Source organism: Burkholderia sp. BCC0506, from assembly GCF_902833145.1.
Classification (GTDB): domain Bacteria; phylum Pseudomonadota; class Gammaproteobacteria; order Burkholderiales; family Burkholderiaceae; genus Burkholderia.
This window is the reverse complement of sequence record NZ_CADFEN010000001.1, coordinates 826,344-842,970: the sequence shown is the minus strand read 5'-3', so window position 1 is coordinate 842,970 and position 16,627 is coordinate 826,344. Positions and strand designations below refer to the sequence as shown.

General features: G+C 65.1%; 12 protein-coding genes. 7 read left to right on the top strand and 5 right to left on the bottom strand.

Annotated features, from left to right (window positions below):
• Nucleotides 1–98 precede the first annotated feature (98 nt).
• Entirely contained in the window at nucleotides 99–1,154 is a 1,056-nt protein-coding gene (locus HWX62_RS03660; protein ID WP_175929809.1) for an alpha/beta hydrolase, read from the top strand.
• A 97-nt stretch (nucleotides 1,155–1,251) separates the two neighbouring features.
• Here HWX62_RS03660 and HWX62_RS03655 read toward each other — a convergent pair whose 3' ends face one another.
• From HWX62_RS03655 to HWX62_RS03640, 4 genes are all read right to left on the bottom strand, one after another.
• Nucleotides 1,252–2,412 (bottom strand): NAD-dependent formate dehydrogenase, encoded by a 1,161-nt coding sequence (locus HWX62_RS03655; RefSeq protein ID WP_175929810.1) that lies wholly within the window; start codon nucleotides 2,410–2,412, stop codon nucleotides 1,252–1,254.
• Between the two features lie 154 nt (nucleotides 2,413–2,566).
• Nucleotides 2,567–8,125: an AAA family ATPase gene (locus HWX62_RS03650; RefSeq protein ID WP_244135942.1), complete on the bottom strand. Its 5,559-nt coding sequence runs from the start codon at nucleotides 8,123–8,125 to the stop codon at nucleotides 2,567–2,569.
• A gap of 141 nt (nucleotides 8,126–8,266) precedes the next feature.
• Nucleotides 8,267–8,923: a response regulator gene (locus HWX62_RS03645; RefSeq protein ID WP_175929812.1), complete on the bottom strand. Its 657-nt coding sequence runs from the start codon at nucleotides 8,921–8,923 to the stop codon at nucleotides 8,267–8,269.
• 164 nt (nucleotides 8,924–9,087) lie between these two features.
• Complete coding sequence (locus HWX62_RS03640) at nucleotides 9,088–10,512, bottom strand: PLP-dependent aminotransferase family protein (protein WP_175929813.1); 1,425 nt, start codon at nucleotides 10,510–10,512, stop codon at nucleotides 9,088–9,090.
• Nucleotides 10,513–11,110: 598 nt separating this feature from the next.
• Here HWX62_RS03640 and HWX62_RS03635 point away from each other — a divergent pair.
• The 5 genes from HWX62_RS03635 (at nucleotide 11,111) to HWX62_RS03615 (ending at nucleotide 13,721) form a co-directional block, all read left to right on the top strand.
• The gene (locus HWX62_RS03635) at nucleotides 11,111–11,551 is read left to right on the top strand and encodes a PRC-barrel domain-containing protein (protein ID WP_175929814.1); all 441 of its coding nucleotides are present in this window, start codon (nucleotides 11,111–11,113) and stop codon (nucleotides 11,549–11,551) included.
• 102 nt (nucleotides 11,552–11,653) lie between these two features.
• Nucleotides 11,654–12,133, top strand: coding sequence for a nuclear transport factor 2 family protein (locus HWX62_RS03630; protein WP_175929815.1), 480 nt, complete (start codon nucleotides 11,654–11,656; stop codon nucleotides 12,131–12,133).
• A gap of 151 nt (nucleotides 12,134–12,284) precedes the next feature.
• On the top strand, nucleotides 12,285–12,554 hold the full coding sequence (locus HWX62_RS03625; RefSeq protein WP_175929816.1) for a hypothetical protein: 270 nt from the start codon (nucleotides 12,285–12,287) through the stop codon (nucleotides 12,552–12,554).
• 182 nt (nucleotides 12,555–12,736) lie between these two features.
• Nucleotides 12,737–13,204 carry an MEKHLA domain-containing protein gene (locus HWX62_RS03620; RefSeq protein WP_175929817.1) on the top strand — a complete coding sequence of 156 codons (468 nt, stop codon included), beginning with the start codon at nucleotides 12,737–12,739 and terminating at the stop codon, nucleotides 13,202–13,204.
• Nucleotides 13,205–13,415: 211 nt separating this feature from the next.
• Nucleotides 13,416–13,721 carry a DUF4148 domain-containing protein gene (locus tag HWX62_RS03615; RefSeq protein ID WP_175929818.1) on the top strand — a complete coding sequence of 102 codons (306 nt, stop codon included), beginning with the start codon at nucleotides 13,416–13,418 and terminating at the stop codon, nucleotides 13,719–13,721.
• Nucleotides 13,722–13,789: 68 nt separating this feature from the next.
• On the opposite strand, the gene ansP is transcribed toward HWX62_RS03615, so the two are convergent.
• Complete coding sequence (ansP, locus tag HWX62_RS03610; RefSeq protein ID WP_175929819.1) at nucleotides 13,790–15,280, bottom strand: L-asparagine permease; 1,491 nt, start codon at nucleotides 15,278–15,280, stop codon at nucleotides 13,790–13,792.
• A 462-nt stretch (nucleotides 15,281–15,742) separates the two neighbouring features.
• On the opposite strand from ansP, the gene HWX62_RS03605 reads away from it, so the two are divergent.
• On the top strand, nucleotides 15,743–16,549 hold the full coding sequence (locus HWX62_RS03605) for a transporter substrate-binding domain-containing protein (RefSeq protein WP_175929820.1): 807 nt from the start codon (nucleotides 15,743–15,745) through the stop codon (nucleotides 16,547–16,549).
• The last annotated feature ends 78 nt before the right edge of the window (nucleotides 16,550–16,627 follow it).

Here is a 16,627-nt window from a genome sequence, read left to right as displayed (position 1 = left end):
CGAAACCATTCGCTCGCGACATGCCCGTCACGCACTGCGCGCCGCGCAGCCACATGCGTGACGCGTCCTCCCATACCCGGAAAAGCAAAGGGGATCACATGAACATGCCATTCAGGAAGATGCTGGTTTGCGCGGCCATCGCCGCCGGTGCGACGCTGGGCGTCGCGACATCGTCGGCCGCCGCCACGCCGGCCGATCCGTCGACGGACGAGCACATCGACCCGCAGATCCGGACCTTCCTCACCGCGCTCAACAAGGACAGCAGTCCGTTCTGGGAGTTGCCGCAGCCGAAACCGCAGGAGATCCTGACCCATCTGCAGGACCAGACGCCGGTCGACCTGTCCGGCGTCACGACCACCGAGCGGACGATCACCGAAGACGGGCGCACGGTGAAGCTCTACATCGTGAAGCCGACCCACGTCGAAGGCAAGCCGGGCGTGCTGTTGTTCATCCACGGCGGCGTGTGGATCGTCGGCAATTTCGCGAACCACCGGCGTCTCGTGCGCGACCTCGTGGTCGGCTCCGGCCAGGTCGCCGTTTTCGTCGAATATACGCCGCTGCCGCAGGCGAAATTCCCGACGCAGCTCGAGGAATCGTATGCGGCGCTGAAGTGGGTCGCCGCCAACGCCGGTCAGTTCGGCGCCGACGGTTCCCGGATCGCGGTGGCCGGAAATTCGGTCGGCGGCAACATGGCCGCGGCGCTGACGTTGATGGCCAAGGACCGCGACGGCCCGAAGATCAGCTACCAGGCGCTGCTGATTCCGGCGACCGACGCCAGCGTCGACACCGATTCGTATCGCACTTACGCGACGGGGCGATTCCTGGCCCGGGCGTTCATGAAATATGGCTGGGATCTGTATGCGCCCGATGCGAAGACCCGCGACAACCCGTACGTGTCGCCGCTGCGTGCCAGCAACGATGAACTGAAGGGGCTGCCGCCCGCGCTCGTGGTCACCGCGGAGAACGATCCGCTGCGCGACGAAGGCGAAGCGTACGCGCGCAAGCTGAAGGACGCGGGCGTCAGTGTCGCGGCCGTCCGTTACAACGGCACGATCCACGATTTCGTCCTGCTGAACGCGCTGCGCCACGTGCCGTCGACCGAGGCTGCGCTGGAGCAGATCAGCGCGGGTATCCGCGAGCATATCGGCCAGTAATGCCGGCCATGGGCCGGCCGCGGCGTTCGCGTCGAGGCCGGCCTGCGCGCGACCTGACACGCCGCCTTCGCGCGGTGCGCCGGCCGCGATGCGCGTTTCAGGTCAGGCCGTACGATGCGGCGCCGGTGCCCGCGAGTTTGCCGCCATCGACGATCAGGTATTCCGGACGAATCGGTTTGCCTTCGAGAAAGCACTGCAGGATCTCGAGCGTGCCCGCGGCATAGCGCGCTTGCGCGGACAACGACGTACCCGAGATGTGAGGCGTCATCGCGGCGTTCGGCATCCGGCGCCACGGATGATCGGGCGGGGCGGGCTGAGGAAACCACACGTCGCCGCCGTAGCCCGCGAGGCGGCCGGATGCGAGCGCGCGCACGACCGCGTCCGTGTCGCACAGCCGGCCGCGCGCCGTGTTGATCAGGTACGCGCCCGGCTTGACGTGGCCGAACATCTCGTCGTCGAACATGTGTTCGGTCGACGGATACAGCGGACATTGCAGATTGATCACGTCGCAGACCTGCACCAGCGATTGCGGCGTGCAATGGTAGACGAGCCCGAGTTCGCGCTCGAGGTCGGACGAGAGGCGATGGCGGCTCGAGTAGTGCAGGTGCACATCGAACGGTTTCAGTCGCCGCAGCACCGCGAGACCGATGCGCCCGGCGCCGATCGTCCCGAAGTGCATCCCTTCGAGATCGTAGCTGCGGCTCACGCAATCGGCGATGTTCCAGCCGCCGTTCACCGCGTCGCGATGGGCCGGCAGAAAGTTGCGAACGAGCGCGAGTACCGTCATCACCACGTGCTCGGCCACGCTGATGCTGTTCGAGAAGGTTTGCTCCGCCACGACGATGCGTCGCTCCGTCGCGGCCTGCAGATCCACGTGGTCCGAGCCGATGCCTGCCGTGAGTGCGAGCTTCAGCTTTTTCGCTTTCGCGATCCGTTCGCGCGTCAGGTACGCAGGCCAGAACGGCTGCGAAATGACGACGTCCGCGTCGGGCAGGTGCTGCTCGAAGACGGAGTCCGGCCCGTCCTTGTCGCTGGTCACGACCAGTTCGTGTCCATGCGCTTCCAGATACGGCCGCAGGCCGAGCTCGCCGGATACGCATCCCACCAGCCTGCCCGGCCTGAAAGCGGGTTCGCCTTGCGGCGACGGCAATCGTTGTCCGCCCGGATACGCGGCGATGGCCGGTATGCCGTCGCGAACGTAATGCGGCGGGTAGCCGGCCGTCGGGTCGGGGTACAGCACACAGAGCACTTTCGCCATCGTCTTCTCCTGGGGCACGCAGCCTTTCGTCTGCGGAAAGGGTTTCGCCGCAGGTTAGGAGAGGCGTCCTGGGTGTCGTTCCATCGCCGCACGGATTTTTCCGAATCGCATGGAAGCGCATCGCGATCGCGGCAGGCGTACCTGCACGGTGCCGTCAGCGTTGCGCCGACGGAAGCGTGACGTGAAAGGTCGTGCCGGACGGCGCGTGGCAATGCGCGCGCAACTGGCCGCCGTGCGCGGCGACGATCGAATGCGCGATCGACAGGCCGATGCCCATCCCCGTATCCTTCGTCGTGAAGAACGGCTCGAAAAGCCGGTCCATATGGGCGTCCGGCACACCGGGGCCCGAGTCGGTCACGCGGATTTCGACGCTGCGATCGTCCATGTTCGACGTCGAGATGACGAGCGTTCGACGCCCCTCGTTGACCGCATTCATGGCCTCGATCGCGTTGACGATCAGGTTGAGGATGACCTGCTGAAGCTGGACGCGGTCGCCGACGACGCGCGGTGACGGCGTCGCGAGGATCGTTTCGATGCAGACGCCGTGTTTTTCCGCGTCGCGCCGCGTCACGAACAGAATGTCCCGAATCGCCGCGTTGACGTCCACCGTCTCCTCGCGCACGGGCGATTTGCGGACGAAGTTGCGGATGCGGTCGATGATGTCGCCCGCCCGCAGCGCGTCGCGGACGATCAGGTCCAGCGCCTTGGCCGCCCGGTCGACGTTCGACGGCCGGGCGGCCAGCCATCGCAGCGCGGCGTCGGCATTCGCGGCCATCGCGGCAATCGGTTGCTTGACCTCGTGGCTCATCGTCGCGGTCAGTTGCCCGACGGCCGACACGCGGTTCGCGTGCGCCAGTTCCTGCTGCATTTCACGGAAGCGGCTCTCGCTTTCCCGCGCGCGTGCCTCGGCGCGCTTGCTTTCGCTCAGGTCGAGGACGAACGCGACGCCGTCCTGACCGGTCGACGAGAACATCGCCGCGCCGACCAGAATGGGCGCGCGGCTGCCGTCCTTCCGGAAGTACTCCTTTTCGATCGGAGGCAGCACGCCGGTTTCACGAAGGGTCGGTTCGTGGATCTGCAAATCGGCCTCGATCCATTCCGGCGGCGTCAGCGATCGCCAGTTCAACTGCCCGCGTTCCAGTTCGTCCCGGCTATAGCCGATCAGGTCGAGGAGCGCGGAATTCGCTTCGACGATCGTTCCGTCGAGCGCATAGATGAAGATGCCGATGATGTTCGCGTCGACGAGCCGGCGAATCCGCGCTTCGCGCTCGGACAGTTCGCGATACAGGCGCGCGTTCTGCAGCGAGATCGCCACCTGCGACGCGAGCACGCCGAGCGCCGCGAGGCGCGCCGGCGCGAACACGCCGGTGGCGAGCCCGCTCTCGAGATACAGCACGCCGGTCAGTTCGCCTCCGCGCACGAGCGGCATGCACAGGATCGAACGCACGCGTTGCGCGATCGTATAGGGATCGGCCGCGCAGATCGGCTCCCTGGCGGCATCGGGGATGGATACGGTTTCGCGCGTTCGCAGCACGTAGTTGATCGTCGCGATCGGCAGGCGATGCGCGTCGAGCGGCGAGCTTTCCTGCGCGACGGTCACCGCATCGTCGTGCACGGTCGCTTCCGCGCGGATACTCGCGTCGCCGTCGCCGTCGCCGTCGCCGTCGCCCGAAGCGAGGATCAACAGCCCGCGGTTCGCGCCGGAATGGGTGAGCGCGGCCCGCATGAACGTGTCGATCACCTTCTCCGGAACGATCTCCGACGAAACGCGCTGCGATACATCGATCAGCATCGCGTAGTCGATCTCGCCCGCCGTCGACCGGATCGTTTCGCGGCGATCGCTGTGGCCCGTCTCCGCCGCGAGATGCGGGTACGCCTCGTCGAGCTGACGGACCTTTGCGGCGGCGCCCCAGCGCATGTACCCGTGGCGCGCGTGGCGCACGTACGCGTCCGCGATGATGTCGAAGCCTCGCTCGCGGTAGAAGCGCGCGGCCAGTTCGCTGGCGATGGCTTCCTGATGCGGAAAGTCGTTCGCGCGTGCCGAACGGATCGCGTGCTCGTACAGATTCTGTGCGTCGGCCGTACGCGATTCGATACGGGCGTGTTCCGCGCCGAGCAGCGCCGCGCGATGCGCGAAGTTTGCACGGAACTGGTCGGACAGCACGTCGATGCGCGCCTTATGCGCGACGAAGCGCGCGAGCAGACTGGCGCGTTCCCGGGGCGCCGCATCGTCGATCGCGTTGGCCAGCGTGAGCGCCGCATAGAAGTGGAATTCGGCTTCCTCCAGAAACATCGACGACGTCCAGATCAGCGCGTGCGCACGCCGCAGCGACTCGAGCGCCGCTTCGCGATCGGCAAACAGATAGCGTGCCTGCAGCTTTCGCGTCCAGTACCAGCACTCGGCGATCGCGAGCCCCGGATTGGCCGCGAGATGCGCTTCGAATGCGTGCTCGACGAACGCTCCGTCGTCGAACGATCCCGGTCGTCGCGTCTGGCCGCGCAACGTCCGGACCAGCGCGCGCTGCGTCGACAGGATGTCGACGATGAGACCATGCCCCGCCTGGCGGGCGAACGCGAGACCGCGCTCGACTTCGTCGCCGACGGCTGTCAGCGGATCGCCCGCGAACAGGCCGTTCGTATTCAGGCCCGTGAGCGAATACGACGCGTACAGGAGGTCGCCGGCCTTGTTCGCCGCGGTGAACGCGCGCCTCAGCGCGTCTTCGGACAAACGCACGTGCGTCATCCAGCGCAGCGTGAAGAAGACGAACACCATGCAGGTGCTCGCATGGAAGCGGTGTTGCGGATTGCGTTCGGCGATCCGGTAGCCGGCCTGGCCGAACCGGATCCCGAGTTCGAAATCGCCGAAGCGCGGGCCGGCGATCCGGCTCAACGTGCCATACGCCACGCACGACGCTTCGCAGTTGCCTCCGGCGAGGCTGAGGTTGATGGCCTTGCACGTGATCAGCGAATTCAGATTGAAATCGGTGAAGCACGCGGCGGACAGCAGGCGCGTCAATACGTCGAGCGTGGTCAGCCCGACCGGATCGGTCATCGACGGCAAGCCGACGATGTCGTCGATCGTCAGGCTGGCCGCGCGGCGGCGAAGCGCTTCGTATTCGTCCCGAACCTCGAGATCGGACGGATGCGCGGACGTATCGATGCCCACGTGGCGCAGGAATGCGAGCGCAACCGCGATCGCGTCGCCGCTTCGGTCGAGGGCCGTATAGACGTCCATCCGGCGGACGGCGACGCGACCGCGATCGATCACGTCCAGCATGTCAACGTGGCGTGTCGCAAGCCGACGCTCGGCCGCCGCGAGGTCGCCGGTCAGGAACTCGCATTCGGCAAGTTCCATCTCGAATTCGAAGCGAATGCCGGGCCAGCGTATGTCCGGCACGCGGGTCAGCAGGTCGACGCCTGCGTGCAGATAGCGCAGTGCGGCGCCGTATGCGCCCGACGCCTTCGAACGGATGCCGGCGCGCAGGTCGAGCATCGCCACTGCGTACCGCTCGTCCGCCGACAGCGCGTCGCTGCCGGCCCGCTCGAACTGTGCGACGGTTTCGTAGAGAAGTGCGTCGTCGTGGGAGTCGGGCAAACACGGCAGCAGGCGCCGACCGACGTCCCGGTGCATGTCGGCCCGCGCCGCTTCGGGAATCAGCGAATACGCGGCTTCCTGGACCCGGTCGTGCACAAACCGATACGTGTTGCCGACGCATTCGACCAGCTGGTGTCGAATCGCGGGCCGAAGCTCCGCCTGCAATGCGTGTTCGGTCACGTGCCTGGCGATCGCAAGGCTGCGCACGGTCGCGCTGTTCCCGAGGCAGGCGAGTGCGCGGAGCGCGTCCTTGCATGCGTCGGGCAGGCGTTCGAGCCGCGCGGACATGAGGTCCGCGACGTTGTCCGTCAACCGCGCGCGCCTGACGGCCTGCACGTTCCACGACCATTGTCCCGTCGATCGATCCATCCGCAGCACGTTTTCGTCGGCGAGCGCGTGCAGGAACTGGACGACGAAGAACGGATTGCCGGCCGTCTTCGTGTGCACGATGCGTGCAAGCGACGCCACGCGCGTGTCGCGGGACTGCAGGACGTCGCCGACGAGGGCGCTCGCCTGCGGAACCGTCAAGGGCTGTAGCCTGATTTCATCGACCGCGACGCCGGTCGACCTGATGCGTGCGAGTCGCCGCGGCAACGGGTGTGCGAAGTCGATCTCGTTGTCGCGGTACGCGCCGATCAGCAGCAGGTGGCGCAGCCCGGACCGGCTGCAGATGCTTTCGAGCAGATCGAGCGTGGCCGCGTCGGCCCACTGCAGGTCGTCGACGAACAGCACGAACGGCGGGTTCAGTCGCGTGAAGACCTGAATGAAGCGGTGCAGCACGAGCTGAAAACGCGCGTGCGCCTGCGGTAGCGGCAGCTCCGGCACGGCCGGCTGTTCGCCGAGCAGCAACGCGAGGTCGGGCACGAAGTCGGTGATCAGCTTGCCGTTCGGCCCGAGCGCGTCGACGACCGCCTCGCGCCATTGGCGCAACACGTCGTCGGGTTGCGTCAACAGCGACTTCGTCAAATTTTTCAGGGCGAGCGCGATCGCCGCGTAAGGCGTGTCGCGATTGTGCTGATCGCACTTTCCGACCGCGAAAGTGCCGCGCGACGGTCCGACCGCCGCTTGCAGCGTATGCACCAGCGACGACTTGCCGACACCGGCGTATCCGGAAACCAGCGCGAGTTCGATTCGCCCGCCGTGCACGGTCCGCTCGAATACGCACGTGAGCCGTGCGAGTTCGTGCTCGCGGCCGTACAGCCGGACCGGCCCCGACAACCGGCTCGGAAAGTCGGCGTCGCCGAGATCGAACGCATCGATCGTCGCATCCGCGGACCACTGCGCCGCACATCGCAGAAGGTCGCGCTCGAGCCCGACCGCACTTTGATAGCGTGCCGCGGGCTCCTTCTCGAGCAGCTTCATCACGATTGCGGACAGCTGGGCATGGACGTGCTCGGCGCGCAGATGCGGCGGTACGGGCTTTCGGGCCGTATGGCAGTGTATCCATTCCGTTGCGCTCGCGGCCATGAAGGGCAGCGTGCCGGTCAGCATCCGGTAGAGCATCACGCCGACGCTGTACAGATCGGTGCGGCCGTCGATCGGGTGATTCAGCCGTCCTGTCTGCTCCGGCGCCATATAGGCCATCGTGCCCGCGATGATGTCCGGCGGACTCGTCCGTTCGCGCTCGCCCTGTGTGTCGGACGCGATTCCGAACCCGGTGATCCTGACGTGGTCGGTCGCGCCGTCGACGTACAGGTGCGCCGGCTTCAAGTCGCGGTGCACGATGCCGGATGCATGCATCCGGTGCACGGCCGCCGCGATCCCGATCGCGAGCGCCAGGAAACGCTCGGTCGGCAGCGTTGCGTTCAGCAGATGTTCGAGCGGAACGGCGCCGGAATCTTCGAGAACGAGCGCGATGCGATCGCCTTGCCGCTGCAGCTCGAGCGGCCGCACCGCCCATCCCCGGTCGAGCTTGTCGCGAATCCGGAATTCGTTCAGCAGGCGCTCGAACGCGGCCGCGTTCGATGCGCCGCCTTTCGGCCGCACGATCAACACCGGGGTGCGGTGGCCATGTCCGTCGGTCAGCACGGTGCGGCCATAGGCGAGATCCTCGTCCTCGAACACCGCGGAAATGGCGAGATCCGCGGCGCGGCGCGGCGTTGCCGGATACGGTGGCACGGGCGGCACCGGCGCGCGGTCCGCATCGTCAGCGTGGCTAGCGATGGAACGGCGATTCGACGCGTCTTTCATGGCGAACCGCGCTTCCGGTCGATTCGCCCCGCGTCGTCGCCGGCAACCGGATTCGCTTGTCGACGCATGTCACGCATGATCGACCAGCCGGCTCTCGCGATCGACCAGCCCGAGCGCGTCGGCCTTCAGCACGAAATCGGCGAGCGATTGCGATTTCATCTTCTTCATCGCCTGGCCGCGGTGCAGTTTCACCGTGATTTCGCTCAGGTTCAATGCCGTCGCGATCTGCTTGTTCAGCAGCCCGTTCGCGACCATCGCCATGATCGTGCGCTCGCGCGGCGTCAACGACGCGTAGCACGCGCGCAATATCGCGGCCGAGCGATCGACTTCACGCCGCTTGCGGTCGTTTTCGAGCGCGCGCGTGACCGCGTCGATCATGTCCTGCCCGCGGAACGGTTTTGCCAGGAAGTCCACCGCACCGGCCTTCATGGCCTGAACCGACATCGGGATGTCGCCGTGCGCGGTCATCAGGACGACCGGGATACGCAGTTCGCGCGTGATGTGTTCCTGTACGGCCAGCCCGCTTTGCCCCCTGAGCCGCACGTCCAGAACGACGCAGCTCGGTACGTCGGGCAGGTCGAGCGCCAGGAACGCCGGCGCGGCATCGAACGACCTGACGCGCAGCCCGACGGAGTCGAGCAACGTTTCGACCGCTTCACGCATCGCGCTGTCGTCGTCGATCACGAAGACGACGGGATCGGCCGTCTCGCCGGTCATACTGGTCATATCGCCCTCCGCCCGTGAAATCCCGAATAGAAGCCTACGCGCCCGATGTTTCCGTTCAACGGCTCGGTACGAACGCGCCTGCATTTTATGTCCAAATCGGGAATCGAACGATCGTCTCAAAAAGGCGCCGCGCGATCCTGGCGCCGGCCCGGGCTGCCGCCCGGTCAACGCGTGCAGCACGCAGCCAACCTGCCAACGGTGATGACGGCTTGCTCGATCGCGGCCGACCACGCGCTGCTGTAGTTCAGCCGGATAAATTGCCTGTACCTGTCCGACGCCGAGAACATGTGCCCGGGCCCGATCGTGATACGGTGCTCCAGCGCGAGTCGATAGAGTCGCATCACGTCGATCTTCGCCGGCAATTCGACCCAAAGTACATAGCCTCCCGCCGGGTTCGAAATCCGCGTGCCTTCCGGAAAGAACCGCGACACGATCGCGCGCATCAGGTTCGCCTGTTGCGCGTAGACCTTGCGCAAGCGCCGCAGGTGATGCTCGTACCCGTCGCGCTCCAGAAACGCCGCGATCGCGAGCTGCGGCAGAGACGGCGTCGAGAGCGTGTTCAGGAATTTCAGGTTTTCCACCTGATCGCGGTATCGGCCCGGCAGCACCCAGCCGATCCGGTACGCAGCGGTCAGGCTCTTCGAGAACGACGTGCAATGCAGAACCAACCCATTTCTGTCGTACGACTTCAGCGTGCTGGGATGCGTATTTCCGAAATACAGTTCGTTATACACGCCGTTCTCGATGATCGGAATGCCGGTCTTTTCGGCAAATCCCACGAGTTCGCGCTTGCGCGCGTCCGGCATTTGGAAGCCGAGCGGGTTCTGGAAATTCGGCATCACGATGCAGGCGGCGATCGTCCGCGATTTCGCGATCTCGGTGAGCGCTGCAATGTCGATCCCGTACTCGGGATGTGTCGGCACTTCGATCGCTACCATTCCCATCCGCTCGATGGCATGCAGCATTGAACAAGCAGTCGGGGATTCCACCGCGATGACATCGCCCGGCTTTGCAACTGCCTGCAAGCACAGATTGAGTGCCTCCGTTGCGCCGACCGTCACGACGATTTCATTCGCATCAACCGGCATGCCGTTTTCCAGATGACGACGCGCGATCTGTCGTACAAGACGCGGATGGCCGGGCGGCAGCCCGTCCGCCACGTCCCATGGCGACTTGTCCCGGCCCGCGGCATATGCATAGCGATTCAGCTTCTCGAACGGGAAAAGGTCCGGTGCGGGGTAGGGAGAGCCCAACGGCACGGCATCGTCGGTGCCCAGCGAGCGCAGCGTTGAAAACACCAGCCGGCCGACGTCGACGGGAGACGAACTCGGTCGCGGCGTCGAAGGCGGATGTCCGCGCATGTGTCGATCCCCGCCATCGGCATGCAGGCGCACGAAATAGCCTGACTGTGGCCGGCTTTCCAACAAACCGCGATTTTCGAGCAGACGGTAAGCGTGCAGCACGGTCGTGATGCTCATCCTGTGCTGTTGGCTCGCTTGGCGGACCGACGGCACCCTGTCGCCGTGCTGGTACACACCTTGAAGAATCAGCCGTTCAATGTCGTCTGAAAGTTTCTTGTAGAGGTTCACTGGGCAAAGGAGACGAAGTCGGGTTTCCGGGGCGCGAATGAAGCACGTTCGCAATGGTGGTTTCCGGCCGCATGCACGGCCGCGCGTCGCCGGATTGCCTATTCGTTGCAGCGACGGAAAATCGATTGATGCGTCGGACGGCCGACCCTACGTTGGTCAAATTCCACCCATCATCGACAGGAAATTTCGGTCGTACTCGCGCGGGCAGACCGCGAACCAAGCAGACAGCAGGCGGCGCTCGCGTTCCGTCACGTTGCTTGTATCGATCTCCATGACTCGGGTTCCTCTGGTTCAGGTGAAAGGGAACGCCGATTTCCACTCCGCGGCGTCGTCCCTACTTTATTCGTCGAGCGCCGGCAGATTTTCCAGAAATGCACGAGATCGGCGAGTCGCTCGCGCTGAATGAAGAATCCGGCGCGCACTGTCGTGCGAATTCGAAAACGCGTCGCCAATTTCGACATCGCGGTGTGAGAAGGACGGCAATATGCCTTCGTGTCCGAGGACGTACGGTTCGGGTACGTGCTTGACGGACTGCGGCGATCGTGTCGGCCCATGAGGACCGGAGTTGCCGCGATTTCCGAACTGACTGGAGCGAATGATGAAAACATCGAAATGGATCGCCGCAGCGCTTGTTGCCGCATCGCTTGGATCGGGCGCGATGCGTGCCGACGCACAGATCGCCGGCACGCAGGTGGTCGGCGTGAGCGTCGAACAGGCCAGTCTCGTGGTGAACGGCTGGAGCGCAAAAAAGAGCCTGCTCGGCAAAGCCATCTACAACGACCGCGGCGAGAAGGTAGGGGTGCTGCACGACATCATCGTCACACCCGACGATGCCGTTTCATTCGCGATCGTCGCGGCGCATGAGTTCCTTGGCGTGTCCGCGCACGACGTTGCGGTCCCTGTCACGCAGATCGACTTCATCGGCGGCAAGCTCGTCTGGGCCGGCGCGACGCGGGATGCGCTCAAAGCCATGCCCGCGTTTCAGTATTCGAAAGTGCGAGCGACACCGATCGCGCGCACGGAATACGCGCATCACTGACGAGGTCGTTGGTCACCGCGCTGAAAGTCCGCCGAGACCGATGCGGCGGTACTCGAGATCGCGCGTGGTGATGGTTCAATTCGATTCCGGGTGGATTGAAAAATGCCGAAAGATAATGCAAAACTGCCGCTGGTTCCGCCGTTCACGCACGAGTCGGCGGTTGCGAAGATCCGCGCTGCCGAGGATGGATGGAATTCGCGCGATCCCGACAAGGTTGCTCTCGTTTACTCGATCGATACGGTATGGCGAAATCGCGCGGAATTCATTTCCGGTCGAGCTGAAGTTCGCGCGTTCCTCGAGCGCAAATGGCGGCGCGAGCTTGATTATCGGCTGATTAAGGAACTCTGGGCCTTCTCGGATGACCGTATCGCGGTACGTTTTGCCTATGAATGGAGGGATGATGCCAATAACTGGTTTCGTTCATACGGCAATGAAAACTGGCTGTTCGATCCGGATGGCCTGATGCACTATCGACATGCAAGCATCAACGACCTGCCGATCAGAGAGGCCGATCGAAAATTCCACTGGCCGCTGGGTCGACGTCCGGACGACCATTCAGGATTGACCGAGTTAGGGCTCTGATCTCGACGGGCCGAGGTGATGCCGCTTCGGGCGCCGAGCAACCCCCGATCGATGCTGATGAGCGTTCCCGATGCGATGTTCGACGGTTTTCCGCCTGATGCGGAAAAGGACATCGGCAGGATGCCCGGCGTCTTCGCATCAGGCGGAAACAATGCATACGCTCTGGACGATCGTCGCCGGCATGCTGTTGCTGGCCGTGTTCCTGTTGTTCGGGCAGTTGTGGGGCGGGCAGGCGGCATCGGTCGCGTTCGCCGCGAAATCGTTCGTGCCGGTCTGGCTCGGCATCTCGCTGGTCAATCTGTGGGTGGGCGTGTATCGAGCCGGATACGGCGTGCGCGAGGAGTTGCCGATCCTCGCGATCGCATTCGGCGTGCCGGCCCTCGTGGCGGTGGCCGTCGTGCTGCTGTTGCCGCGCACCTGAAGCGAAACATGACGACGAGCGGGGCGATCGCGCGTCCGCCGTCGGCGTGCGTGCACGATGCCGCGCGTTGTTTATTGCGGTGCCGTGACGATCGATCAGCCTTGGCCGCGCCGCTTCATCCCTATAATGTTGGACCGTGAGCCGTCGCTCATTGACTGTTGCCGATATCAGGAGCCCGATCGATGTCGTTGCGCACCGATGCAAACTTCTTCCTTCTTCTTGCCGACTCCTACCGCCGTCTGCTGAACCGCCCCCTCGTGCCCGACGGCATGAACGCATCCGACGGCGCCGCGTGGCTGTACGGCACGGCGCCGTTCGGCATTCTCGCGCACGACACGTCGGCCGATCCGGTGTTCGTGTACGGCAACAAGCGCGCGCAGGCGATTTTCGAATACGACTGGGATGAACTGACGGCGTTGCCGTCCCGGCTGTCGGCGGAACCGATGGAGCGCCGCGAGCGCCAGTCGTTCCTCGAGAAGGTGACGCGGGACGGCTTCGTGTCCGGATACCGCGGCGTGCGTGTGACGAAGTCCGGCAAGCGGTTCTGGATCGAGCGCGCGACCGTGTGGCAACTCATCGACGCAGACGGAATCGTGCGCGGCCAGGCCGCGATGATTCCGGAAGTGCGGCCGCTCGACACGTCTGCGTGAACGCGACGCTCGCGTCGCAGACGGGCCGCGCCGCGCGCCCGCGCCGTGCCCGACGTGCGCCGGCGCCCGGATGACAAAACCGTAATCGAAGCCTCACCTTCAGGAAAGCGCGTGAATCGCAGAATGAATCCAACTCTTCATCGCATCGATGCGGAGCGGATGTCCGGCCTGATCGGCGGACGCGAACATGCCATCTTGAGAGGTGAACATCATGAACAACCTGATTCGTGCAGTCCTGCTGTCCTGTGCGCTGAGCGCACCGATCGTCGCATTTGCGCAAACCACGGACCATGAGCTCACGCGCGCCGACGTGCGCGCCGATCTCGTCCGTGTCGAACAAGCCGGTTATCGGCCGATCGGCACCGATCCGTACTATCCCGAGGACATCCAGGCCGCCGAGGCGAAGGTCGCCGCGCAGCAGGCGCAATCGGCCGCCGCACGGCCGACCGACGCTGCAAAGCCCGCGACTTCGTCGTTCGCGTCGCTCGACACGCAGCAGCTGTATGAGCATCACTGAACGCGGCGATCGACCGCCGCCCGCGCTGCCGGCGGCGGATCGATCAACGGCACGCATGCCGCCGCGATTCAGTTCTCGCCCTTCTCGAGCACGTTCTGCGTGAGCGTGACCGACGGAATCGTCGGCTTGAGCAACGCGCGGCGCGCACGACGGCTCAGCCACTTCCAGCCGGCCACGAGCAGCAGCGCGACCAGCGGGATCGATGCAATCGTCCACGTCCCGTTCGGGTAGTCGAAGGCCATCAACACCAGCACGCCGAGCAGGAACAGCAGCGTGAGCCACGACGTCACGGGCGCGCCCGGCATCCTGAACGAAACGTCTTCCACCTCGCCGCGCCTGACCGCGGCGCGGAACTTCATCTGGCACACGACGATGAAACCCCATGTGCTGATGATGCCGAGCGACGCGATGTTCAGCACGATCTCGAACACGCTCGACGGCACGAGATAGTTGAGCAGCACGCCGACCACATAGATCGCGACCGTCACCAGAATGCCCGCGTACGGGACGGATTGCGCGCTCATCCGAGCGAGGAACGCGGGGGCCGAACCGCCCATCGACAGCGAGCGCAGCACGCGTCCCGTCGAATACAGGCCGGAGTTCAGGCTCGACAGCGCGGCCGTCAGCACCACCAGGTTCATCACCGAGCCGATGCCCGGCACGCCCAATGCGCCGAAGAACGTGACGAACGGGCTCTGGCCCGCCTTGTACGCGCTCCACGGCAGCAGGCAGACCAGCAGCACGACCGATGCGACGTAGAAGATCGCGATGCGCCAGATCACGTTGTTGATCGCGCGCGGCAGCACCTTGCGCGCATCCTTGCACTCGCCGGCGGCCGTGCCCACCAGTTCGACGCCCGCGAACGCGAACACCACGCCCTGCACCAGCACCAGCGCCGGCATCAGCCCGTGCGGAAAGAACCCGCCGTTGTCGGTGATCAGGTGCATGCCGGTGTCATGGCCGGCGACCGGCATGCCCGTGCCGAGGAGCACCGAACCGATCGCCAGAAACAGCACGATCGCGGCCACCTTGATCAGCGCGAACCAGAATTCCATCTCGGCGAACCACTTCACGCCGATCAGGTTCATCGTCGCGACGATGCACAGCGCGACGAGCGCGAAGATCCACTGCGGCACGGCCGCGAACGGCGCCCAGTAATGCATGTAGAGCGCGACGGCGGTGATGTCGACGATGCCGGTCATCGCCCAGTTCAGGAAGTACATCCAGCCGGCTACGAACGACGCCTTCTCGCCGAGGAATTCGCGCGCATACGACACGAAGCTGCCGCTGCTGGGGCGATGCATCACGAGCTCGCCGAGCGCGCGCAGGATCAGGAACGAAAACGCGCCGCACACCAGATAGACGATCGCGAGCGCCGGGCCGGCGGCCTGCAGCCGGGCGCCGGCCCCGAGAAACAAGCCGGTGCCGATCGCGCCGCCGATCGCGATCATCTGCACCTGTCGATTGCCGAGGGTCTTGTGATAGCCGGCTTCGTGCGAATCGAGCCAGCTGCGTTTGTCGGTTTCGCCGGTTGTCGACGGTTCGGGAATCGATGCCATGACGGTATCCTCGCGCACGGTTGGGATTGAATTCATCCCGATCGCGGGACGATCGGGACCACCGGTACCGGAGGGGCGCGGCATGAAGCGCGCCCCGCCCGATGACGAGCGCCGGGCGTGGCGAACGGCACGGTACGGTACGTCGCGAACGTATTCAGCCGTAATTCCGGTCACAAACGGAATGCAAATTTGGACTGGGCCTGTTCGAATCCGTGCATAGGGGACGCGGCAGCGGGTGAACCGGTTAGGTAATTTGGTGCGTCGGCGCGCGCTGCGAGGGCAACCGTTGCCGGCGGCGCCGGCGCATGCACCGAAATGGGGAATGCGGTGCGCCGGCATTTCCGTCTCGTGCCGGTGCGGCAAGCGTTTCACGGCAATGGCCCGGTTTTTGCTGGAGTGGTATCGGCCGCGCAATCGTTGCGCGCTGCCCGACGACGACACACCAGACAAGGAAGATTCACCGTGAGCCCGACGACCCGACCGTTTCCCCGACGCACCTGGCTGGCTGCGTTGCTCGCCGCACCCGTGATGGCGCTGTTCGCCGCCGCGCCGGCCCATGCCGATGCGCTCGACACCATCGCGAAAAACGGCGCGCTGCGCGTCGCGGTGCCCGAGGACTATCCGCCGTTCGGCTCGGTCGGCACGGACATGCAGCCGCAGGGCTACGACATCGACATGGCCGGCGTGCTCGCCAAGGCGCTCGGCGTCAAGCTGAAGCTGGTGCCCGTGAACAGTGCGAACCGGATTCCGTACCTGACGACCAACAAGGTCGACATGGTGATTTCGTCGCTCGGCAAGACGCCGGAGCGCGAGAAGGTCATCGACTTCTCGAGCGCGTATGCACCGTATTTCCAGGGCGTGTTCGGGCCGGCCGACGTGAAGGTGAGCGGGCCCGCCGACCTGTCCGGCAAGACGGTCGGCGCCACGCGCGGCGCGCTGGAGGAGATCGCGCTGTCGCAGCTCGCGCCGAACGCGACGATCAAGCGCTTCGAGGACAACAACGCGACGATCCAGGCGTTCCTGTCCGGGCAAGTGCAACTGATCGCGGCCGGCAACATCGTCGCGGCGGCGATTCTCGCGAAGAATCCGCCGCGCCGCCCCGAGGTCAAGTTCGTGATCAAGAATTCGCCGTGCTTCGTCGGCGTCAACAAGAACGAGCCGCGCCTGCTCGCGAAGATCGACGATGCGATCGCGCATGCGAAGCAGGACGGCACGCTCGGCGAGATGTCGCGGAAGTGGCTCGGCCAGCCGTTGCCGGCCGGACTGTGATGCATCGCCGTATCGCCTGACGCGTCGCCGCGGCCGGCATGCCCGGCGCGGCGCGTGTCGTTGTCCGAAACAGATTTG